Raw genomic sequence first — 23,086 nt, 5'->3', positions numbered from 1 at the left:
GTACGACTGTGACAAACCTTTTTGACAAACAATACCAGCCTTCCCGCACCAGATACGACAACATGGGCTATCGCCGCTGCGGTGCCAGTGGTGTGCAACTTCCACCATTATCTCTGGGGTTGTGGCAGAATTTTGGTGCCGTGGACGCACTGGAAAATGCCCGCGCCATGCTGCGTGGGGCGTTCGATCTGGGTATTACCCATTTTGATCTGGCCAACAACTATGGTCCGCCTTATGGCTCAGCCGAGCAGACCTTTGGACGCATTTTTGCCGAGGACCTGAAACCGTATCGGGACGAACTGATCATTTCTTCCAAAGCCGGTTACGATATGTGGCCCGGCCCTTACGGCATAGGCGGTTCACGTAAATATCTGATTGCCAGTATTGATCAGAGCCTGAAACGTACCGGGCTGGAGTATTTTGATATTTTCTACAGCCATCGCTTCGATCCGGACACCCCGCTGGAGGAAACCATGGGGGCGCTGGATGCTATCGTTCGCTCGGGCAAAGCATTGTATGTGGGGATTTCCAATTACTCACCCGAACAGACCGAGCAGGCCATTGCCATTTTGAATGACCTTGGTACACCACTGCTGATTCACCAGCCCCGCTACAACCTGTTTGATCGTCATATCGAGAACGGCCTGACCAACACTTTGCGCACCCACAAGGTGGGCTCGATTGTGTTCTCACCACTGGCTCAGGGACTGCTGACAGATAAGTATCTGCAAGGCGTGCCACAGAACTCAAGGGCCGCCCGGAAAGAACAGATCTATCTGTCAGAACAGGACGTAGCGGCCAGCCAGCTGGATAGAGTGAGACAACTGAACGAAATCGCCAGCAGCCGGAACCAAAGTCTGGCACAACTGGCCCTGGCCTGGGTATTACGCGACGAGGTGGTCACCAGCGCGATTATCGGTGCCAGTCGCCTCAGTCAGATCGAGGACAGCGTGGGTGCGTTGGACAACCTTTTGTTCAGTGAAGCAGAGTTAGCAAAGATTGACGCCATTCTCGCCTGACCGTTGTCAGCCGGCTATCGCAACAAAAAATGAACTTTAGCTCTTTTGTGACAACAGCTCATTATGAACCGCATTAATGCGGTTCATGTCTGTTGATGGACTCTAATGTTTAACGGCTATCTGAACTATCAGTTCTTTTTACCGCCAAACCAGCGTTTAAACCAGTTCTGAACCGGCTTGGTAACCTGCCCGGCGCAACCATCTTTGGCTTGCGGAGCGGTACCTTCCCGGAATGGAATCTGAATGGCATCCGGACAATTTTTGGAGGTACGATGCCCGTCTTTGGCATTGACCCACTGCCATTCGATACCCGCCGGCTCACGACTCAGATAAGCCTGCGGCTTTATCGCGTTCATCACTTCAGTCCAGATCCGCAAAGCACCAGTCGATCCGGTTAACGGCGTCATTTTGTTATCATCATTACCGATCCAGACCACCGCCAGATAATCAGAAGTATAACCGGCAAACCAGCTGTCGCGCTGATCGTTGGTGGTGCCGGTCTTGCCGGCAAGGTTCAGTTCTGGATCCAGCCGGCGATAAGCATACTTGCCGGTTCCGTCACGCATGACGTCCTGCAACGCAAACTGCAGCAGCTCCATATCCACAGGATCCACCACCTGTTTAAAACTGAAATCGAATGTTTCCAGTACGCTGTCATCAGATGTGGTGACAGCACGTATGGACTTGACCGGAGTGCGGAAGCCGTTAGCTGCAAATGTGCCATACAAATTAGCAACCTCCAGCGGACTCATCCCCTGTGCCCCCAGTAATGTGGCCGGATAGGCATCAACTTCCCGTTCAAAACCAAGATCGTGCAGATTGGCCATGAATTTTCCGAGTCCGACCTGCATGCCCAGCCGAGCGGTCGCCTGGTTGTAGGAGTGACTCAGTGCCTGCAACAACAGCGGCTGACCATGACTGCGACGATCAAAATTGGTTGGCTGCCACTCGGATCCATCCTTACCTGAAACCACCAAAGTATTGTCATCGATGGGGGTGGCCAGGGTATAGCCATTCTCTAACGCAGTCAGATAAACCACTGGTTTCAGCAGTGAACCAACCGGACGACGGCTGTCCAGAGCCCGGTTATAACCATCAAAACGTACCCTGCGCCCACCGACCATTGCCAGCACTTCTCCTGACTCCGGCTGAGTGATGACAAGCGCTCCCTGCAGAAAATCGTTATCAAGCTTATAGTTTTTTTCCAGCTGTTGTAGCTGATCGATAAAGACCTCTTCGGCCCGGCTCTGAATACGTGGATCAAGGGAGGTATATATTTTCAATCCCTCACTGGTGAGATCCTCCGGGCGATAAAGACTCTGTAGTTGACGACGGACCATATCCAGAAACGCAGGATAGCGGATACGCTGACGTCCGGAACGAATATCCAACGGCTGTTTTTTGGCCCAGCCAGCCTGATCAGCCGTTACCACCCCCTGGTCGGCCATAATGTCCAGCACCAGATTTCGACGCTCCAGCGCACGCTCAGGATGAGTCATCGGGTTATAGACAGCAGGCCCTTTAATCATGCCGATCAACAGCGCCATTTGATGTAACCGCAGTTCCCGCAACGGCGCCCCGAAAAATTCCTGCGCTCCGAGGCCAAAACCATGTATCGCCCGGGCACCATCCTGGGCGAGATACACTTCGTTCATATAGGCTTCGAGAATCTGGTCTTTGGAGTAGTGCCACTCCAGTAACATCGCCATGAGCGCCTCATTGCCCTTACGCCACAGTGAGCGTTCTGAGCTGAGGAAATAGTTTTTGACCAGTTGTTGAGTCAGCGTACTGCCTCCCTGGGCAAGATGTCCGGAACTTACATTAGCCCATAGTGCTCTGAGTATACCGGTGGGAGAGATGCCAAAGTGATGGTAATAATTACGATCCTCAACGGAGATCAGTCCTTTGACAAAGACATCCGGAACATCGCTTATCTGAATCAGAATCCGATCTTCTTTCTGACCGGGGTAGATACTGCCGATCTGAAGCGGTTGCAGTCTGGCCAGAACCGCCGGATCGCCGTGATTGTTGACCACCCGTTCGATGCCATCATGATTGAAATCCAGCATAAGATGCTGAGACGGATTGACACCATCCCAATGCGTGAACTGGCGGGTAACCATTTCCATGGTCTGGCCGGTAATAGAGTATTCACCGGAGCGTACCGGGTTGATTACCTTGCGATATCCCAACCGCCGCAGTTCCTGTTCCAGATCCCCCATCGCCATGGTCAGTCCCTGATACAACTCCAGTGGTCGGGCAAACACCCGGGCCGGTTCAGCAAACAGCTTACCTTTGAAACCGGTGGTCACTCTGGCATTCAGATAAATCGTCCAGCAGATTAGCAATGCCAGCAAGACAATGACCACTTTCAGCAGCAACCCAAAGATGGAAAACCGTCTGCCGGTTTTTCCCTTACGGGTTTTTGGGGTACTGCGTCTACCAGGTTTTGAGCTTCGGGATGACGCCTTTTTTGCTGGTTTTCTAGTCGTGGAATTACGGGTTTTGTTAAAGCGGGGATTACTTGCCAAGGGGATATCTCAACCATCAAACGAGCGGGCATATTACACGATTAGGTCACAATCTTGCAGGTGACCAACTACTGAATTCTGTGTTTTTGATAGCATGTGTTATCTTTATCTGAACATATTATTCCACGGATGTTACTAATTGGAGTCATCATGCGTTCATCTCTTGTTATTTTGATGTTGCTTGTGTCTGGCATGGGTTATGCGGAGAACAAAATTTATACCTGGGTTGATGCCAATGGTGTCACTCAGTACGGTGATCGCCCACCACTGAGCAGCAAAGCCAAAGAAGTTAAAGTGGATGGCTATCAGGCTACGCCGGTCAGCATTGACGTTGATAAACTGCCTGGTCAATGGACTCTGGCAGCATCCAGTGGCGAGATGCAAAACTGGGAAATTCTCAAAGACGGCCAGGTCCAGATTGATTCTCGGGATAACGATGACCGTATGATCATCACCGGAAAATGGGTGTTGGAAGGATCGGTTATGACCATCGAAAGCACCTCCATTCAACAGCGCATCAACGGTCTGACAACGGTCAGCACCGATCCGATTCAATACGTTTACAAGTTTATCGAATTTGAAGATGACCGTTTCCGGGTGAGTAATAACAGCGGCACACTGCGCGCCACTCGGAAATAAATATTCCCCTGCCAGGTTCAGTGCTATGCAGGTACATCGCGCCCTTGGCAGAAAGTTAACATGGGCATCACAATCGCAGGGTGCTGTATGCAGTGTCTTGGTATTCGAGGACAAATGTCATTGTCATGAATGCCCCCAGCATCCGAAAAAATGCTGATGATGGAGGCACTATTGAAGCTCCACTACCCTGAACATAACCCTGGTTAGCAGGCTATGTCCAAGGTGTTTCTGGAGAGCCATCATGCGGATCCAGCTCTGACTGTGTGTCCGTGATATCAGGAAAACAGCATTTGGGTGACGTGTTGTCTGATACCCTCAGGATCACCGTAAAAGCGGGAAACCTGGACTGGTAGCAGCTGGCCATCCCGTTCTAAACCCAGAGTAGGATAACCGCTTCCATCGAGCCGCATCAGCCAGTTCTGACTCTCATTCAGGTGTTTAGCCAGATCGACCTCATCATATGCGCTGATAAATGCGTTCCGCTCTATATTCTGTTCAGCCGCCAGACTCACCAGTTGCTCTCTATCACCAATCCAAAGACCATCACGGTAATAGGATTGCTGAATACGGTGAAGCATGGTCATACCATCTCCACCGAGAGTGATGACGGCCAGAATGGCACGAATCGGTGGTTCTGAATCGATTCTGTGACGACTGTCAAGCAATAGCTCATTGAAGTAGCGGTCACCGAATCGTTGTCCGGTCAGTGATTCAATCCGCTCATCGTGGGGACGAACATAATCCCTGAGTGCTTTGCCCATCTGTTGCCGACGATTACCAAGCCACAAGCCACCGGCATGCAACTCAATCTGTACATCCGACAACGCTGCCAACTGCTCAAGCAATGGGAGTGCTCCATAGCACCAGCCACATAGCGGGTCGTATACGTAGTGTAATTTTGCCTGGTTCATAATCTTTTTTCTCCAGGGTTAATGATGCAGTTACCACTTCATCTCGCCAGTTGCGACTTTGGCCCCTATCGCCAGTCCATCGTCTTCCGGTAATGCCGGATAGGCTTGCTTCATCGCCGCGATCAATTCTGCTGAGTCTTTGGACTTTGCCAATTCAGCTTCAAAGCGCTGTAGGTAATCCCGGGTAAAGATCACACCTTCAGTACCTTGAGGTGCCGATCCCAGGAAATGACCGGGAATAACCCGCTGAGGCTCCAGACCGATCATTTCATTCAGCGCAGCCACCCATTCAGCTCTGACTTCAGGGGTCTGGCTATCTGCCATCCAGACATGCAGGGCATTGGACACAGCAACCCCGCCGAACACGGTTTTTACCGAGGGTGCCCAGAGAAAAGCATTGGGTGTATTCATGGCTTTCACTTCAATGATTTCCCCTTCCAGAGTGAGACTGGTAGCCGTCATCACCTCTGGAACGGTCAGCGTTTGTGGAGCACCACTGCCAAGAATGGGTCCCCAGTAGGACAACTTGGCATCCTTGGTTTCAATGATGTGATCCACCACGGCCTGACTGGCCAGCACTTTTACGTCAGGAAACGCAGCGACGATTGGTTCCAGCCCAAAGTAATAATCGGGATCACCGCCACTGATATAAATCGCCTGCAACGTTTTTCCGCTGCTTTTGATCATATCTACCAGGGCCTGGCCATTCATCACATCAAATTGGGCATCGACCAGAATTGCGTCATGTTCCCCGGTTACCAGCTCTGAAGACACTGGGAATATCGCCTTTTCACCCGGGTTATAAACCTGAATATCGAGTGCTTTCGCAGAAACGGCTGCCCCCATTAAAAGCGCTGCTGCAGTAAAGGCCTGTGCTGTTGTTTTCATCGTGAAATCCTCGTTATTTAATTGTGATTTCATTCTAATGCAGCGATTTTTGGTTAAATACAGCATAATACTGACATGACTGTTGCATATTTCGAGCAAATCCTATGGACCGATTAACCGCATTAAACGTGTTTGTAACAGTGGTTGAGCAAGGCAGCCTCACCGCAGGAGCCAACCAATTGGGCATATCAAGGGCGATGACATCCCGCTATCTGGCGGAGCTGGAAGACTGGATGGGAGTAAGACTGTTGCATCGAACCACTCGACGGATGAGCCTGACGGGACCTGGAGAAGAGTTCCTGCGACATGCTCGCAGTATGCTGGCGCTGGGTGAGGAAATGGAACTTATCAGCGCCCGGGCGGAAGGCGTACCGAAAGGACTGCTACGGGTAACCTGTAGTTATTCTCTGGCCGAAGCATTTCTGGTGCCTGCAATTAACGACTACCTCAAACAATGGCCTGGAGCGGCTATTGATGTGTTGGTTATTGATCGGGCTATCAATCTGGTCGAAGAGCGAATCGACCTCGCCATTCGTATTACCAATGATCTGGATCCGAATCTGATAGCGCGCAGACTTGGCTACTGTCGCTCGGTCGTATGCGCAAGTCCCGAGTATTTAAAAATCAGCGGCGAGCCACACCAGGTGCAGGGGCTGGCATTACACAACTGCCTGACGTATTCATATTTCGGTAAGAGCCTCTGGAGTTTTAATGGCCCGGATGGACCTGAATCAGTGCCTGTCAGCGGTAAATTGAGTGGCAATATATCCAATCTGCTACTGGAAGCTGCACTGCTTGGTACTGGTATCACTATGCAACCGCTTTACTCTGCCAGACCCTACCTTCAAAGGGGTGAGCTTGTTCAGTTACTCCAAGACTATGAACCCGCACTGTTGGGAATTTATGGGGTGTATTCAAACCGCAAGCAGATGTCCCCTTTACTAAGGAGTTTCATCGACTATCTGGTAGAAAAAATGTCTGCAGACCCGTTGTGGCGATCACCTGATGGGCAAACCTTCTGACATTAGTGGATTCCAGAAAATAAACACAGAGCTTCTGATAAAACACTTGGCCAACCACAACGTGAATGATCCAACACTTTCCAAAAACGGCCGCTACTTTATAACGCTTACTACAAATACTCCTGCCGGTCACAACAAATGCGATTGATCGAACAGCCTCCCGGTAGTGTTACAACAGTGGCATTTGTTTCTCTGTCAGATCTGCAAACGAATCTCCGGTAAACATAAAAATCGCTTCCGCAATAGGGCGAACTTGTTTCTCCAGATAGAAATCATAATCCAGTGCCGATTGCTGAAACTCCACTGGCTCTACACCATTCACAGTCATGACATATTCAATCCGGTTGATCCGCCGGTTGGGATAATGCTGCTGCCATAACCGCGCGGCCTGGACGTGAGGCGGAACATTTTTTTGATATTGTTCAACCGGCTTGCGCAGACGCCGGCGATAGACCAGCAGGTCATCACTTTGGCCTGCAAACAGACTCTGTACAAACTCACTGACATACTGCCGATAGTCCTGTTTGAGAAACACCTTACGATAAAGATTCTGCTGAAAAATTTTGGCCAGCGCGGTCCAGTCAGAACGAACCGATTCCAATCCCTTGAAAACCAGTTTGGGTTGCTGCTGGTCATCCACGATCATGCCTGCGTAACGCTTTTTACTGCCGGTATTTTCTCCCCGGATGGTCGGCATCAGAAAGCGCAGATAGTGGGTTTCAAACTGTATCTCCAGATAACTGTCCAGTTGGTAGCGTTTCAATAACTCCTGTTGCCAGCGCAGATTCAGATCGTGAGCCAGCTGTTTGCCGATGGACATCGCCTGATCGTGGTCGACTTCTTTTTCAATCCAGACGAACACTGAATCGGTATCACCGTAAATCACCTGATAGCCCATCTGTTCTATCCACTGCTTGCTCTGCTGCAGAATCTGATGGCCCCTTTTGGTAATGGAGCTGGACAGACGCGGATCATAAAATCGGCATAAATGAGACCCCAGTATGCCGTAAAAAGAATTCATGATAATTTTGATCGCCTGGGACAAGGGTTGGTTTTTTTGCAGTTTTGCCTGATCCCGTCGAGCCGAAAGATCTCTGATCAAACCCGGCAGGATATGTCGCTGACGATCAAACAGAGCACCGTCGAAACCCTCCAGAGGATCATTACTCAGACCCGCCAACGCTTCGGCCATACCATAAGGATCAACACAGAATGTCTGAATAATGCTGGGATACAGACTCTTGAAATCCAGCACCAGGACGTTCTGGTAAATTCCCGGTACTGAGTCCATCACATAGCCCCCCGGACTATGAAAGTTCAATACCTGGGAACCGACACTTGGAGCCACGTAACCGTTACGATGCAGTCGTGGCAGGTACAAATGGCTGAATGCGGCCGCACTGCCACCAATACGATCCAGCGACAAACCCGTGAGATAACTGCGTTCCACCAGAAAATCGAGCAGTTTTAACTGATCGAAGATATCCAGCACCAGCACACAGTCTTCCAGGTTATAAGCGACCAGTTGGTCAGTATCCTCACGATAGAGTTGTTCAATTGCCTCGGCCCGATGATCTCCCGCAAGCAACTTGCCTCGCCCCAACACCTCATTGGCAACGGCATCGAGTGCATAACTGTCAAACTGATAAAAAGCTGTACGTAGTGAGTCGATACCATCCAGCACCACTCGTCCGGAAATATCACAGCGCCATTGATCGCGATGATCAAACGGCTGAAACCAACGAATCATCTGCTGGTCACGACCAATCACAAAATCAAGACCGAGCTTATCTGCCCATTGCTGTAAAATCCGCAGGTCAAAATTAACCACATTCCAACCAACAATGATGTCTGGATTTATTTGTTCAATCTGATCCAGAAACGCTCTGAATAACTGCTCTACAGTGTCATATGCCTGCGCATCACCGTGACTGCATTGCTGCTGCGCTTGCTGACGCACCCAGCCCACCCACTGCCGCTTCCGACTGGCCAGCGCAATTGAGTACAGTTCAGGCAGAGTTCCCGGCTCCCAGAAGCTGGTTTCAATGTCCAGCGATAAAACATCGAACTCAGGGCGAACTTCCATTGGCCGGAGCACGACTTTGCGTTCCTGCCAGCGAACATCAACACCGGCAGTGATAAATCGCTCCATCAAATAACGGTCACCGGGATGAATGTCATCTTCCCAGACCCGTATGCCTTTTTTGGCCAGCGCCCGAGTAATTTTTCTAAGCTGCGCCCATTGCCGGCAATAGAGCCCGGCCATGGGCTGCTGGTTAAAATCCTTGAGTTTCAAAGTCCGGATATCGGCCTCGAAACTCTGTTGCCGCAATACCCCTTTGACCCGGTCAATATCCTCACTTCTGATGAATCCGACACTGGCTTCGGCCGTGATATCCAGCGGCTGGCAGGTTCCGTCACGGGGTTTTAACCAGAAACGCAATGTCTGACTATCCCCCTGATAAATCAGTTCCCTGGTTAATACAAATCCATTCACCTGATCTGGCATGTGTTATTTTTACCGTAAAAAATGGGACGATAGTCTCGCTATTTAACTACAATATTCAACATTGTCTGTGATTCGAACTAACATGATATATTGCGACATCAATACCATAGAGGACAGATTCACATGTATTTTTTAGGTGAGCGCCCCGAATATACCGAGCAGCTCTTTAATCGGATTCGCAAGATCAGCAGGCATCTGTTTGCCGATATTCCCGAACCCGATGAAATTATCAGCTTGGCGGAGGTTGAGGATCTGTACCAGCAATATGGTTCTGATTCGCTCTACCTGGTCGCTGCCGGTACGATCCAGGGTAGTTATGAAGGCAATACCGTCATTGTCTATGAAGAAGGTGACCTGATAGGTCTGACCAACTGCTATGATCTGCCAAGTCTGACACTGACCAGTGAAGATCAGGTGGAACTGAAAAAATACGACGCCACCAGATTGTTACGGTTTGTCACCGAAACCAGAGAACGCCAGTCCATCTGGACATCTTATCTGGTTTCCATCAATGCCGTACTGACCGAGAGCTATTCCCGTGATTTAAAATCACAGACTCACTTGAGTACCGGTTTTCTGCATTTCTCCAAAGGTGAAGTCATTATCAGAGAAGGTGATGATGCTAACGATGTATACACCATTATGCAGGGGCGTGCTGATGTGTTTGTGGAAGGTATTAAAGTCGGTGAAGTATTGCGTGATGAGATTTTCGGCGCAATGGCAGTTTTTACCAGTAGCAAGCGCTCAGCGTCTGTGATCGCAGCTGAGGATTGCACCGTTCTGGCAGTTCCCAAGAATGAATTTGTGTCGTTGATTCAAAATCATCCGGAAACCACCATGACGCTGATTGAAAACATGGCCCGGTGCATCATTTCTCTGAACACTCAGCTGGCTGATCATGTGGAGGCTGACCCAAGCAACAATATCATTTAACAAACGATAACTCGGTTTAAAGTACTCAGTATCCTGCCTGCATTGCAGCGCTTCAGTGAAGGCATTGATCAACCATTAAATCGGTAATAGCGCCTTCATCAAATGTGTGCCGATATTCTATAAATCGGCAATCACTTCAAGCACCTGCTGCAATGATTCCAATGGCCATAACTGAACATCTTCACTGACTTTCTTGGGTTTATTGGCCGCAGGCAGAATGATGCGTTTAAAGCCATGCTTAATGGCTTCCTGTACCCGCTCCTGACCACTGGGAACAGGACGCAGTTCACCAGACAAACCCAATTCACCAAACACCACCAGATCCTGCGGCAGGGCGCGGTCACGCAGACTCGACAATATGGCCAGCAATACCGCCAGATCCGCACCGGTCTCACCGATACGAACACCACCGACGACGTTCAGAAACACATCCTGATCACCAGTAAACACACCACCATGCCGATTCAGTACCGCCAGCAGCATGGCCAGCCGATTACTATCCTGACCAACAGCCACCCGACGGGGATTACCAAACGGGCTCTCATCCACCAACGCCTGGATTTCCACCAGCAGCGGCCGAGTACCTTCCCAAATGATCGTCACGAGACTCCCCGGAGCAGGCTCACTGGCCCGGTTGAGAAAAATGGAACTTGGGTTTTTGACTTCTCTCATACCGGAATCCAGCATGGCAAACACGCCCAGCTCATTGACTGCACCAAAACGGTTTTTGATGCCTCGCAGGGTCCGGAAGCGGGTATCTCCCGAACTTTCCAGCATAATGGAGCAATCGATCATGTGTTCCAGCACTTTTGGACCTGCCAACGAGCCATCTTTGGTCACGTGACCGACAATAAACACGGCACTGCCAGTCTGCTTGGCAAACCGCGTCAGCCAGGCAGCCGCCTCACGCACCTGAGAGACCGATCCCGGTGCCGACTCGACATCCGGAACATGCATGACCTGGATAGAATCCACCACCATGATATCCGGCTTCAGTTCCTGCGCCACCTGACAGATGGCTTCAACATTGGTCTCTGATAACATCTTCAGTTTCTGCACCGGCAGCCTTAAGCGGTTGGCACGCAAAGCCACTTGTTGCAGCGACTCCTCGCCGGTGACATACAGTGCAGAACGTTGTTCTGCCAGCACACACATGGTCTGCAATAGCAGCGTACTCTTGCCGGCCCCCGGATGCCCCCCCACCAGAATCACGGAACCTTTGACGATTCCCCCACCCAGCACGCGGTCAAACTCTTCCATGCCCGAAGTGAAACGGGGCTGATCCGCCAGATCCACTTCAGATAACAGCTGCACTGATTTGGACAGCTGACCAGAGTACCCATTGAAACTGACGGATCGGCTCTTACTGCCAGACGCCTCTTTAAACTCCGTCAGAGTGTTCCATGCTTTACACTCTGCACATTGCCCCTGCCACTTGGAGAAACTGGCACCGCAGTCGGTACAGACAAATGCCAACTTTGCTTTTGCCACGATTACAGCACCCTGGTTTCGAGTGTAAACCGGTCTTCCAGACTGCAACGCAGCTCATCACCTGACTGTAACGGCCCGACGCCGGCCGGTGTTCCGGTCAGAACCACATCCCCGGGCAACAGGGTAAATGTGTGACTCATATAAGACAGCAGCATGGGGATTTTGAAGATCATATCTGAGCTGCGGCCATGTTGCTGCAACTTGCCATTCCGATGCAGGGTAAAGACCTCTTCCCGACTGGCGTCAAAATGATCCACCTTCACAAAACCGGACAACGGGCAGGAACCATCAAATGCCTTGGCAACTTCCCAGGGCTGACCTTTTTGTTTGAGTTCATCCTGAACATCCCGCAAGGTCAGATCGAGGGCCAGACCAATACCACCGACAGCAGCAACAGCCTCTTCCTCAGAAGCCCGCGTCAGCGGTCGGGTAATCAGTAATGCCAGCTCCAGTTCATGATGCACGGCACCTTTATTTTGAGGAATCGGGAATGGCTGCAACAGCGACGTGGCAGCAGTCGACGGTTTGATAAATAGCAGCGGTCGTTGTGGTACCGGATTATTGAGCTCTTTGGCGTGCTCCGCGTAGTTACGTCCTACACATAGAATTTTTCCCTGCATCAGTCCGGAAAGACTGTTATCGGTATAGCGATGCTCAAACATGAATGCTCACTCATTGTTAAACAGGGCGACAAGATTAGCCGAGATGAGCGCTGATGGAAAATGCAGAACCGCAAACGGGCAGAAAAGGCAGCCCCAAAAAGGGCTGCCTGGGTTAACTCCAGATCAGTGAATTTCGATTTTTTTCACGTCGTGTTCTTCCACCCCTTCCCGGCGAGGCAGGGTCAGCTTCAGTACGCCGTCTTTCATGCTGGCCTGAATTTCTTCCTCAATCACATCATGAGGTACAGCCAGGGTTCGACAGAATGACCCATAGCTGCGTTCGACCCGATAATAGTGACGATCTTTTTCTTCTTTCTCTTCCTGTTTCTGACCGGTAATGGTCAGTACTCCGTCTTTCAACTGAATATTCATGTCATCCTGTTTCATCCCCGGTGCTTCGAGGGAAATCTGATAACTTTTTTCATCGCTGGAGATATCCAGTTTTGGACGAAAATCGGCTTTAACCAAGCGTCCCACTTCATCACCCAAACGACTGGAAAGGGATGGAAAACCGAATTGCCGCAGGGCATTGTCAAACCAACGATCCATTTCCTGATGCATCGATAACAACGGGTACTCTGAACGACTGCCAGACAGAATGGACGGATCGGTTTTATTGATCGGAAGCTGGCTCTGCTCTTCATGTTTAAACCAGTTCCAGGGATTGATTCTCTGAAGATCCATAATGCACCTCCAATTAAATTTTAAAAAACAACTCCTCTTGATAACCCACTTAACCAAACCTTCAACACAGGTTTGCTAACCGCCAATATGGGATGACAGCGCTAAATTTCAAGGCATCATTTCTGCATCATTGACGGAAATCAAATAACACTGACATCCATGACAGAACCATCATCTTAGGCATTAGTTATGCAGAAAACTGTTGGATTCATTCGTGGTATTTAGGAATAAGAATATCTGGAAGGTAACGAACCAGAAGCAACATCAGGATAACAACGGGCAACGAACACAACAACGCAAAGGCTGCAAAATCCCCCCACTGAATATGTTCGTCGTTGATAAACTGTGTCGCTCCGATACTCATGGTAAACACGTCTGGCGCGGTTAACAGTACTGACGCCAATGGATACTCATTTATGGACGCTATAAACGAACACAAAGCAACCATTACAAAGGCACGTGCACAGATAGGCAGATACAGATAACGGAACTGCCCCCATAGTCCGGCACCATCAACAATGGCCATTTGGCGCATTTTAAGAGTGACACTCCTGAAGGCATACTTCAACAACCAGACACTGAAGATCACCATGGTCAGATTGAAAATCACCAGAGTCCAGAGGTTGTTAAGCCCCCCAAACGTGCGGGCAATGATAAACAACACTGGCAGGTAAAGCACACTCGGGAAAAACAGCACGCCACGCAACATGGTCGATAGTGAACGATGCCGATGACTGTGAATCTGGCTGAGTTCCAGTGCCGCAGGTGTTGCAATCAGGATGGAAATAACTGCCGTGGCCACACTGACCATCAGCGAATTTATAAGCCAATTAACTATTTTATATTCGGGTTCCCGAACATATAACTCATCGAATACGGCATGGATATCTCCTTTACTCAAATCACCAATCAACAGTTCACCCTCAGCCACCATATCCGGAACAATATATATCACGCCGTTCTGCATTCTATCCGGCATTTCCGCAACCAGCTCCAGAAGCTGAGTGTACCTGGCCGATTGTGTCTCCCCCTTTTTTAACAGCAAGCCTATCTTCAGTCGCTGAGGCAGATATGAAACTTCTGGCTCACTTGCCGGGGTAAACAGCCAACTCCCCCGCCGACTCAGTCTGACCTCACCAAAGCCGTTATCAAATACTATCGTGCTTTTTTTGAAGCGTAGCTCCCGCTCAATAACACCAACATATTTCTGGCCGAGAGCCACATACCAGTGTTCCAGAGTCGGTTGTTTGGGAATCCACTCATCGACTGCAAAGTTACCTTGTCGGAATGACACTGAAATCAGCATCAGCATAGGTGACAAGACCAGCAATATAAATCCACACAGCAGCAAATGAACCCACAGCGCATTAACCCGCCTTAACATTGATGCTCTCCTGCATACCACGCTCAATATCCCGCTCGGAACGTCGCAAACGAGTATGAATTAAAATCCAGGCTCCCATCAGTAAAAACAGACAACTCGCGAGTGCACTGGCAAGACCGAAGTTAAACCGGTCATCATCAAATACCATATGATAATTCCAGTGCACCAGCGTATCAGTGGAACCAACTGCCGGATTGGAGCCAAAAATGACGGGAGCTCCGTCTGTCAGCAGCTGCACCAGCGTCAGATTATTAAAGGAAAAGGCAAAGATGATAGACAGTAAAGGCAATAACTCCCGCAGCAAAATCGGTAACCGCAGGTTCCACCATTTGCGATACCAATGGACACCATCCAGCGTGGCATGTTCAATGATCGCAACCGGCAGGCGTTGCAGTAATTTCTCACTGGCAATAAAACAGATCGGATAGCAAATCCATATGTTGACGACAATGACCAACGCACGGCTTAACCAGGGGTCATCGAACCAGGGCAGTTCCTGTTTATATAAATATCCCAGCAATCGATTGATATCACCATAACCGCTCCCCAACAGACCTTTAAACATCTGACTGCTGATGACAACCGGAACGGCCACCGGCAATACCAGTAACGTCCGGTACAGATTTCGAAATGACAAACCGGGATAGTTTATCAATGCCCCCAGCACCAGTCCGATCACAAAAGTTGCTGCGACGGTGGTTGATGCCAGAATCAGAGACCAACACAATACTTGTAACAATGGCAACGCCAGATCGGGGTCGGTGAACAGCCGGACATAGTTACTCCAGCCCACAATGGTAATAAAACCTGGTGTCAGTACTCTGTCCGTGTCACTTACGTAAAAACCACGCTGTCTATCGATCTGGTAGCGTATTCCGGAAGTGGTCTCCAGCAATGCCCCATCGGGCTGTAACTGGTATGCGGGCTGCCCAGGATAAAACCGTCCATCGTGGTAGATCAGAACATCCTGTTCCGGCGTGCGCAGGCGGATACTTTTAAGCCAGGGATGATCCAGAGATTCATCTGCCAGAGGCAGGAATCCAGGTTCCGGGCCATGCTCCAGCAGTGACAAAACATCGTTCTCTGATGACGGCGAAAATGACTCAGAGAGGTAGGACTCATCCGCAGAAACATTCTGCACACGCAGCTTCAACCCATCATCCGGCATTGTTACCAGGTCATAACCGAAACCTTCCTGATCGTCACGAATAACCAATCGGTTTAACAGCTCGACTTTCAGCGCCTGCTGGCTGAGTACATGTGAAGAGGAATAATTGGTAAAACTGACACCCAGAGAATAGGCAACCGGTAATACCGTCACCAGTACAATCACCAGAATCAACGGCGCCAGCAAGATGCTGCCAGTCTCGTGTATACGCCAGACAGCAACCACTGACAACAGCACTGCCGCCAGAACCAAAGGAAACAAGGTCTGCTGGGTAACACAGTAAATTGCCATGGCCGTGACCATCATCAACATGACAACGGCCAGCACAAAAGATTTCAACAACGCCCTGAACGTGTTCGACATAATGGAATCTGTATATAAGACTGGCGGTAATCCCTTAAAGCTTGGAGAACCTCTGAATAATAGCCTGCGTTGCTGACATTATTCAGAGATTACTTTTATATTCTGCCCTTATCAGGGTAACAGGTATTTCAGAATCTCGGCACTTAACTTTTGTGCCATTGCATTCATTGCTTTATTGGATGCTATGGCCTCCGTACCACCAACCCCTTTAGCAGAAACAGCGCCTGCCCGGACAATATTATCACTGGCTGACACTTCGAAATTAGCTTCCAGAAACAGATAATAAATATCCTGTTTCTGCACCAGGCTCTGCTCACTGTTAATGCTTAGCATCAGGTTGCCATGACTGCTGGCGATCAGCGATCCATAACCATATTCACTCAGAGCCTGGGCAACCTGACGACCGAGTGCCACATTATCCTGATACTCACGAATCTCAATTTTGATGCGGGAAAACAACTCACGGGTACTGGCCATTATTTTCCAGGACTGGTCATTCTGCTCCGACTGCCATTCCCGGCCAGATACCAGACGATAAGTCTCAAGTAACTGTCGGCGCTGCTCGACAATGCGCAGGTAGGCGGAGTTATATTGCAGCTGTTTGACAGTATTCTTGGAGTAATCCGCCAGCCACGTGGACAATGCCCTGTCCAACTCTTCGATACGGGAAGCCGTGACCTGTGCCTCCTCGGATTTATCCAGGCCAACCAGCACGAACACCTGATGCTGCTGATCCGAGGTAAATGTTTTCAGCACCTGAATATTTTGCAGCTCAACTGCTGTGACTTCGCTGCGCAATTTCTGCTGTATGTCTTTATTCACCGCGCCATTACTATCGCTGAGGAAAATGGTGGTTGATCCGGAGACGGACGATCTCAGACTTTTCTGCAGGTCCAGCCGGGCTCTGTCACGAGCCATTTGCGCTGCCTGAACTGGATCATCTGTCCATTCGGCACTTCCGGTACCATATACCCAATCGGCTCTGACCGGTAACTGAGTGATCCAGTCCGGCCATTGTTCAGCGGCTTCTACATCCGTCTGGGTTGATGGCACTTCCGGGGTGGTCTGACACCCGCCCAGAAGTACCAGCAACAGCAAATATCCTACACGTCGCATCGCTCAACCTACCGGGTCATCAGTTTCTGTATTTTTTTCTGACCGATCCAGACTTCACGATTGGTCAAAATATCAATCAGCTTCAGGTCCACCTGATAATAGGTCACCCGTTTGGAATTCAGACTGTCAACATAGGAATTGATTTCACCGGTCAGCGCATAATCCGCCCCATATTCCTGACCTAATGCCTTTAAAGTATCTGCCGATGAATTGAGCTCCTGATCCAGTTTTTCATCACGGATGTCATCCCGCTCCGCACCACCGGCCACAAAATCAATCTTACCGGAACGCAACAGGCTGCGTTTGATGTCGTTGATGAAGGTATCCACCGGAATGTGCTCATGGGATTTATTGCGGATGGTCTGAACGATTACTCTGGGCATGGCATCGTCACGACTCATGCGAAAATCCAGATACCATGGAAAGCTCAGCATATCATCCATCATGGCTTCGGCCACTTCTCTCGAATCGCGGGCATTCCATTTATCGGTCAATTCAATTTCTTTGCTGGCATCCACTCGTTCAAGCTTGGGTTGACTGGCACATGCTGACAGCATTAGCACAAGTGACAAAGACAGATAAGACAAAGCTTTCATGACGTTCTCCTGAGATTTAATAGGCAATTTCTTGTTCTGGGTGAGGATTAATGGTCGCAATTGAAACTACTTGCGTGGTACCCGCCTCAACATCAACACTGAGGCTCTGAGTCTGCTCAACACCACCATCATCCCAATGGGTAATTAACGTTAGCTCGTGATGACCCGGTGGCAACGACAGACGTTGCATCCGAATTTCCTTAGGCAGTGTCAGCCAAGCCCGTGTATCTGCACGGGCACTGACGGTTGACGCAACCTTTCCGGCCGCTGCTGTGAGAAATCCCAGCGTGTCATTTTCTTCCGAAAACTGATTACTGACCTGATAACTGAGTATCGCCTTCAACAGTTCCCGACCAATAGCCGCGCGTAATTCCCGGTTGGCATCCAGCAGCAGCTGCTGCAGTGCCACTCTGGCCGGCGAAGATGCCAGCAACATGGGTTTATCAAAATCAGGGTTCCCTGCCAGGGTAATCCGGGTGCGACTGTTATGAGTCATTTCCAATGATGGATAATAGGGCACGGCGACTCGAATTCCGCCAGCCAAAGCCTTATCCAGCTCTGTTTGCTGTACCAGATCCCAGATCGGGAACAAAGGCACTTTTTTGGCAAAGGCAAAATCATCAACTACCTGGATAATACCGCCGGACAAATAACGTCCGAGTATATCGGTAAACCCCAAGTCACCGTACTGCATCAAAAACCATGCAGCCTGATCCCGCTGGTTTTCTGCCGACCCCAGCAGTACCGGCTGAATTTCCATCAGCTGGCCATACTCCTGCAGGTGCACATAAAGATTCATTTCGCCTTTGCGCGGCATCAGATCAACCAGTTGGACCACCACGACATCGCCCCGATCGGATACAGTTTTGTGCTCTGCACGGGACTCCGCCGATGCACTTGCCTGCCGGGATAGATCGATCATGGCCGGATCAAGGTCATACTGTTTGACGGCACCGTCCTGGTAAGTTCGCAGGGCATCATCAAAAGCGATTCGCGCATCATCCCATTGCCCTGCCATTTCATATGCCAGACCGGATAGATAATAACCCCAGGCATCACTGCGATAGCGCAAAGCCGCCGGATCATTCCAGTTACCGGTCAGAGTACGCAGCACCTGGGCAATCCTGGCAGCTGGAGTTTCACTCTCATCACTGGCCTGCTGATAGTCTCCCAATTCCGTTTCCAGTCGTCGCAGCAGAATATTAAGGCGACGAATCTCAATAGCGGCATCATCCAAGTGCTGCAAACGCTCCGATCCGGCTGAGGTGGTTTCAGCCAGCGACAGATAATTCAGGGCTTTGATGATATTAATGGCGGCGCGTTCGTATTCTGCGCCATGATAGGTACTGACGGTTGGATTGGACAATGCTACAGCGACATTTTGCCAGGTGCCATCCGCATACAGATAATCAGCTAACTGGTAGGCCTGTTCCAACAGATCGTTACTGGCTTCATACTGACCATCCAGATGCTTGATCATTCCCAACTCAAGATAATGCAGCAGCGCGTTCTTACCCTGGGCAGGCAGCACTTTGGCAAATTCAGTTTCTGCCTGTGCATAATTTTCAGCCCTGACAGCTGCGACAGCCTCTTCTGTGGCTCCACCATAGGTTGCACAGCCGTGTACAACCGCTATAACAACCAATCCTAACAGGTACTTCATGCACATAGGTGATTCAGTTCACTCAGTCTAATTTAAGATAATTGCTTCCGGTTTCTGGGATTCCAGGGCTGGCATTAACTGCCCAGGGCCGGCATTCAGATAAGACGGATCCAGCAAGACATAAGCATTACCATTTAAACTGAGAGTATAGCCTTTGATCTGTTCGTCCCTGTCCAGCACCGCCAGCGCCAGATGATTTGGAAAGCGTACCCCGATGATGGTTTCCGGGGCAATTGCTTTTAAGACACCCTTGAGGAAATAGCTGCGATCCTCACAGTCAGAGTATGGATAGAACAGCATTTCCTCAGCCAACAGATAATTCTCTCTGCCAAACTGTTGCTGATCTGTCTGATATGGAAAACCCTGCTGCACCATTACCAGCAAAAATTTCCAGCGCTGCATACCAGACATTTGTGCAACCAATGGTCGTAGCTGCTGACTGACTGCCTGTTGTAATGAATCAGGCCAGGGAGTATTGAGATAATCCTGAAGCTGCAACTGAGGATAAACCTTGGCGTGTTCCACCCGATAGACATTATAGGGTAATACCATATGCCACTGGCTCTGCTGGACCGTAAACTCGATTTCCCGATCACGCCACTGGTCCCCAAGATAAAGCTTGGGATGCATTTGCATATTCAGTGGCTGCAAATCTGTAAAGTCTGCAAACTCCGGATACGTCTGAAGATGCAGCACAGTATTACCCTGTGCCCCAAAGATAAAGTATCGTTTCTGCCCTACCCTGATAAAAGGAGTGTCCACTGGGGTTTGCAAACTGTTATAACCGATATACCAGATCCCCTGGCCTTCCATCAGGCGCAGATCCAATCCCATCTGAACCCCCATAAACCATGTCCAGGCAGACCGCGCGTTGGGTTGAACCATTATCTGTTGTGACAGTTGATGCAGAAAAAACAGCATGTCCCAGTCATTCAGATAATTAGTCTGTTTGAACGCCGACAATGCCCTCAACAATTCCGGTGTTACAGCCACGGCCATAGATTCCCACCATCCTGACAGGTCTGCACGACGCGACACCGGTTTTCTTACCGATGCTGGAATATCAAACCCGGTATCCAGTCCATAAAACTGCATTTTTACGATATCAGGAGAAGGTTTCGGGGCTTCTGGTTGGGACGGCTTTGCAGGCCGAGAGTCGGGGGTCAGGAAGTGCTGCTGGGCCTTATCGGTGTCAGCTGGCAGGGCGGGTAAGTGATCGGGTTTGGGAAAGGCATCAGGCACAATAGTATCAGCATCTTTGTCAATCCAGTCCTGCGACAACCATTTGGCGAATTCAAGTTGTTGTTGATCGACGTATTGATTGAAATCCTGCTGTTGTTGCGCCAACCAGGCTCGATATTCCTGATTACCGAATGCCTGAATAGTGACCAGACTCAACAAGCATGCTAACAGTCTGATCACAGGAACACCCCGCCTCACTTGGTATTGGCAATTTCTGCAGCCAATTCATCAAAACCCTTTTGAGCTTTGAATTCCTGCCAAAGAGCTTCGTCATTGCCCATACTGGTCAACAGAGCCTTTTGAGTGTTATAGGCAGTATTTTTTTCGTCGATTCCAACCAGAACATAAAGATAGCCATTCGGACTGGTACGATTGCCGATGATACGGCTTCCCAGCAGTGTTTGATCGGTTACGACTTTGGAGACAGATGTTCTGACCTGATCGACAGTCTCACTGTCTGACACACCGGTCGATTCAACATACTGCTTGACCATATTCATGACATGTACTTCCATTTGTTGTGCCAGTCGAACTCTGGCAGCAGTGGCAGCCTGATCCTTCATGAAATCGTAACCGGCTGCCGATGGACTGGCGGAACCGACTGCTGAAACGGGATATTCGGATACAGGTTCGTCACAGACCCATCCAGGAGCTGCAGCGTTAGGGGAATCAGGGAAAGTACAATCAGTAAAGTATTCTGCGGTCTGTTCAGTTTTTTGTTCTTGTTTTGAAGCACATCCGTTGAACAAAACAAGCACCAGCAAAGCAGGTGTTATAACCTTCATGGCCTTAGACATAGCAATTTCTCCATTAAGCATGCAAATCATAAAAGTGAGATGGGTTTAACACTAATTCACTAATACTGAATGAGATCTGAACTGTAAATGAGTGATCGAGGAATCGCAAATTCAGGAAAAACTCCGCACCAGACAGACACGCACAACGCGCATCTGCCCGGTCACAAAACTCCTGGATCAGAACAATATTCTGGCTTTGATGGTTCCCTTAACATCACGAATCATCTGTAGCGCTTTTGGCCCGCAATCCTGGTCTACATCAATGACCACATAACCGACGTTATTGCTGGTCTGCAGATACTGACCACTGATATTGATGTTATTTTCAGAGAAGATATGGTTGATCTCTGACATGACTCCAGGAACGTTATGATGGATATGCAAAATGCGGTGTTTACCTGGATGAGCCGGCAGTGCAACTTCAGGGAAATTCACAGCGGAAATTGAAGTACCGTTGTCTGAAAAGGTTATCAGCTTATCGGCGACTTCAATACCGATGTTGCGCTGCGCCTCGACCGTTGAACCACCAATGTGTGGGGTCAGGATGACATTGTCCAGCCCACGTAGCGGTGATTTAAATTCATCATCATTGGTTCTGGGTTCTACCGGGAACACATCGACGGCAGCACCCAATAATCGATCCCGGTCCAGTGCCTCGGCCAGCGCATCGATATCAACCACAGTACCACGGCTGGCATTAATGAAAATGGCATTTTGCTTCATATGCGCAAACTGCTCGGCACCGATCATCCACTTCGTGGCCGCTGTTTCTGGAACATGCAGACTGACGACATCTGACACCTGTAACAGCTCCGGCAGACTGGCCACCTGCTCAGCATTACCCAATGGCAGTTTGGTCACGACATCATAAAACTTCACCTTCATGCCCAGGCCTTCTGCAAGGATACCGAACTGGGTACCAATATTGCCGTAGCCGATAATCCCCAGCACCTTGCCTCTGACTTCAAATGAGTTTTTAGCGTTCTTCAGCCAGCCACCGTTATGGCAGGAGGCGTTACGTTCAGGGATACGACGCAGCAACAGAATAGCTTCTGCCAGAACCAGCTCCGCCACGGAACGGGTATTGGAATAAGGAGCATTAAACACCACCACACCGGTTTCTGTTGCCGCATCCAGATCCACCTGATTGGTACCAATACAAAAACAACCGACCGCCACCAGCTTCTCAGCGGCTTCGAAAACTTTACGGGTCAACTGGGTGCGCGAACGAATACCCACAAAATGAGCATCTCTGATCTTCTCGATAAGGGCATCTTCTGACAAAGATCCACTCAGGTATTCGATATTTGAATAACCGGCGGCTTCAAAAGTGTCCAGTGCAGACTGATGCACGCCCTCTAGCAACAGAATACGAATTTTGCTTTTTTCAAGAGATTTATTGCTCATAACGACCAGTTTCCAAGCAGGAGGTGAATGAAGGGCGCGAATATTAGCATAACTGCCAGAC

General features: G+C 49.6%; 19 protein-coding genes. 4 read left to right on the top strand and 15 right to left on the bottom strand.

Annotated features, from left to right (window positions below; genetic code table 11):
• The first annotated feature begins 8 nt into the window (after positions 1-8).
• A complete protein-coding gene (mgrA, locus tag YC6258_RS08035) occupies positions 9-1,019 on the top strand; it encodes an L-glyceraldehyde 3-phosphate reductase (protein ID WP_281176333.1) in 1,011 nt (336 codons plus the stop codon).
• A gap of 128 nt (positions 1,020-1,147) precedes the next feature.
• On the opposite strand, the gene mrcB is transcribed toward mgrA, so the two are convergent.
• Positions 1,148-3,550 carry a penicillin-binding protein 1B gene (mrcB, locus tag YC6258_RS08030; RefSeq protein WP_082070607.1) on the bottom strand — a complete coding sequence of 801 codons (2,403 nt, stop codon included), beginning with the start codon at positions 3,548-3,550 and terminating at the stop codon, positions 1,148-1,150.
• Between the two features lie 150 nt (positions 3,551-3,700).
• Here mrcB and YC6258_RS08025 point away from each other — a divergent pair, with 150 nt between their 5' ends.
• Complete coding sequence (locus YC6258_RS08025; RefSeq protein WP_044616544.1) at positions 3,701-4,189, top strand: DUF4124 domain-containing protein; 489 nt, start codon at positions 3,701-3,703, stop codon at positions 4,187-4,189.
• A 275-nt stretch (positions 4,190-4,464) separates the two neighbouring features.
• Here YC6258_RS08025 and YC6258_RS08020 read toward each other — a convergent pair whose 3' ends face one another.
• Both YC6258_RS08020 and YC6258_RS08015 read right to left on the bottom strand, forming a co-directional pair.
• Positions 4,465-5,100, bottom strand: a complete 636-nt coding sequence (locus YC6258_RS08020; protein WP_044616543.1) for a DsbA family protein — start codon at positions 5,098-5,100, stop codon at positions 4,465-4,467.
• A gap of 30 nt (positions 5,101-5,130) precedes the next feature.
• On the bottom strand, positions 5,131-5,988 hold the full coding sequence (locus YC6258_RS08015; protein WP_044616542.1) for a Vmh family MBL fold metallo-hydrolase: 858 nt from the start codon (positions 5,986-5,988) through the stop codon (positions 5,131-5,133).
• A gap of 104 nt (positions 5,989-6,092) precedes the next feature.
• Between YC6258_RS08015 and YC6258_RS08010 the strand changes: the two genes are divergently transcribed.
• The gene (locus tag YC6258_RS08010) at positions 6,093-7,010 is read left to right on the top strand and encodes a LysR family transcriptional regulator (RefSeq protein ID WP_044616541.1); all 918 of its coding nucleotides are present in this window, start codon (positions 6,093-6,095) and stop codon (positions 7,008-7,010) included.
• 169 nt (positions 7,011-7,179) lie between these two features.
• Here YC6258_RS08010 and YC6258_RS08005 read toward each other — a convergent pair whose 3' ends face one another.
• Positions 7,180-9,519 (bottom strand): DNA polymerase II, encoded by a 2,340-nt coding sequence (locus tag YC6258_RS08005; RefSeq protein ID WP_044616540.1) that lies wholly within the window; start codon positions 9,517-9,519, stop codon positions 7,180-7,182.
• Positions 9,520-9,642: 123 nt separating this feature from the next.
• Between YC6258_RS08005 and YC6258_RS08000 the strand changes: the two genes are divergently transcribed.
• Positions 9,643-10,452: a cyclic nucleotide-binding domain-containing protein gene (locus YC6258_RS08000; protein WP_044616539.1), complete on the top strand. Its 810-nt coding sequence runs from the start codon at positions 9,643-9,645 to the stop codon at positions 10,450-10,452.
• A gap of 117 nt (positions 10,453-10,569) precedes the next feature.
• On the opposite strand, the gene radA is transcribed toward YC6258_RS08000, so the two are convergent.
• The 11 genes from radA to serA form a co-directional block, all read right to left on the bottom strand.
• Positions 10,570-11,943 (bottom strand): DNA repair protein RadA, encoded by a 1,374-nt coding sequence (gene radA, locus YC6258_RS07995; RefSeq protein ID WP_044616538.1) that lies wholly within the window; start codon positions 11,941-11,943, stop codon positions 10,570-10,572.
• A 2-nt stretch (positions 11,944-11,945) separates the two neighbouring features.
• Positions 11,946-12,605 (bottom strand): fumarylacetoacetate hydrolase family protein, encoded by a 660-nt coding sequence (locus tag YC6258_RS07990; protein ID WP_044616537.1) that lies wholly within the window; start codon positions 12,603-12,605, stop codon positions 11,946-11,948.
• Positions 12,606-12,728: 123 nt separating this feature from the next.
• Complete coding sequence (locus tag YC6258_RS07985) at positions 12,729-13,289, bottom strand: Hsp20/alpha crystallin family protein (protein ID WP_044616536.1); 561 nt, start codon at positions 13,287-13,289, stop codon at positions 12,729-12,731.
• Between the two features lie 208 nt (positions 13,290-13,497).
• A complete protein-coding gene (locus YC6258_RS07980; RefSeq protein WP_044616535.1) occupies positions 13,498-14,673 on the bottom strand; it encodes an ABC transporter permease subunit in 1,176 nt (391 codons plus the stop codon).
• A complete protein-coding gene (locus YC6258_RS07975) occupies positions 14,657-16,204 on the bottom strand; it encodes an ABC transporter permease subunit (RefSeq protein ID WP_044616534.1) in 1,548 nt (515 codons plus the stop codon). The genes YC6258_RS07980 and YC6258_RS07975 overlap by 17 nt, the downstream gene beginning before the upstream one ends.
• A gap of 111 nt (positions 16,205-16,315) precedes the next feature.
• Positions 16,316-17,320, bottom strand: a complete 1,005-nt coding sequence (locus YC6258_RS07970; protein ID WP_044616533.1) for an LPP20 family lipoprotein — start codon at positions 17,318-17,320, stop codon at positions 16,316-16,318.
• Positions 17,321-17,328: 8 nt separating this feature from the next.
• A complete protein-coding gene (locus tag YC6258_RS07965; protein ID WP_044616532.1) occupies positions 17,329-17,916 on the bottom strand; it encodes a penicillin-binding protein activator LpoB in 588 nt (195 codons plus the stop codon).
• A gap of 16 nt (positions 17,917-17,932) precedes the next feature.
• Positions 17,933-19,579, bottom strand: coding sequence for a COG3014 family protein (locus YC6258_RS07960; RefSeq protein WP_144407585.1), 1,647 nt, complete (start codon positions 19,577-19,579; stop codon positions 17,933-17,935).
• A gap of 27 nt (positions 19,580-19,606) precedes the next feature.
• Positions 19,607-21,001 carry a hypothetical protein gene (locus YC6258_RS07955; protein ID WP_044616530.1) on the bottom strand — a complete coding sequence of 465 codons (1,395 nt, stop codon included), beginning with the start codon at positions 20,999-21,001 and terminating at the stop codon, positions 19,607-19,609.
• 14 nt (positions 21,002-21,015) lie between these two features.
• Positions 21,016-21,618 (bottom strand): LPP20 family lipoprotein, encoded by a 603-nt coding sequence (locus tag YC6258_RS07950; RefSeq protein ID WP_211264653.1) that lies wholly within the window; start codon positions 21,616-21,618, stop codon positions 21,016-21,018.
• Between the two features lie 177 nt (positions 21,619-21,795).
• Entirely contained in the window at positions 21,796-23,025 is a 1,230-nt protein-coding gene (gene serA / locus YC6258_RS07945) for a phosphoglycerate dehydrogenase (protein WP_044616529.1), read from the bottom strand.
• Positions 23,026-23,086: the final 61 nt, after the last annotated feature.

The organism is Gynuella sunshinyii YC6258, from assembly GCF_000940805.1.
In the GTDB taxonomy this organism is placed as follows: domain Bacteria; phylum Pseudomonadota; class Gammaproteobacteria; order Pseudomonadales; family Natronospirillaceae; genus Gynuella; species Gynuella sunshinyii.
Note: the sequence above shows the minus strand (reverse complement) of the source record. Positions and strands in the feature narration are given on the sequence as shown.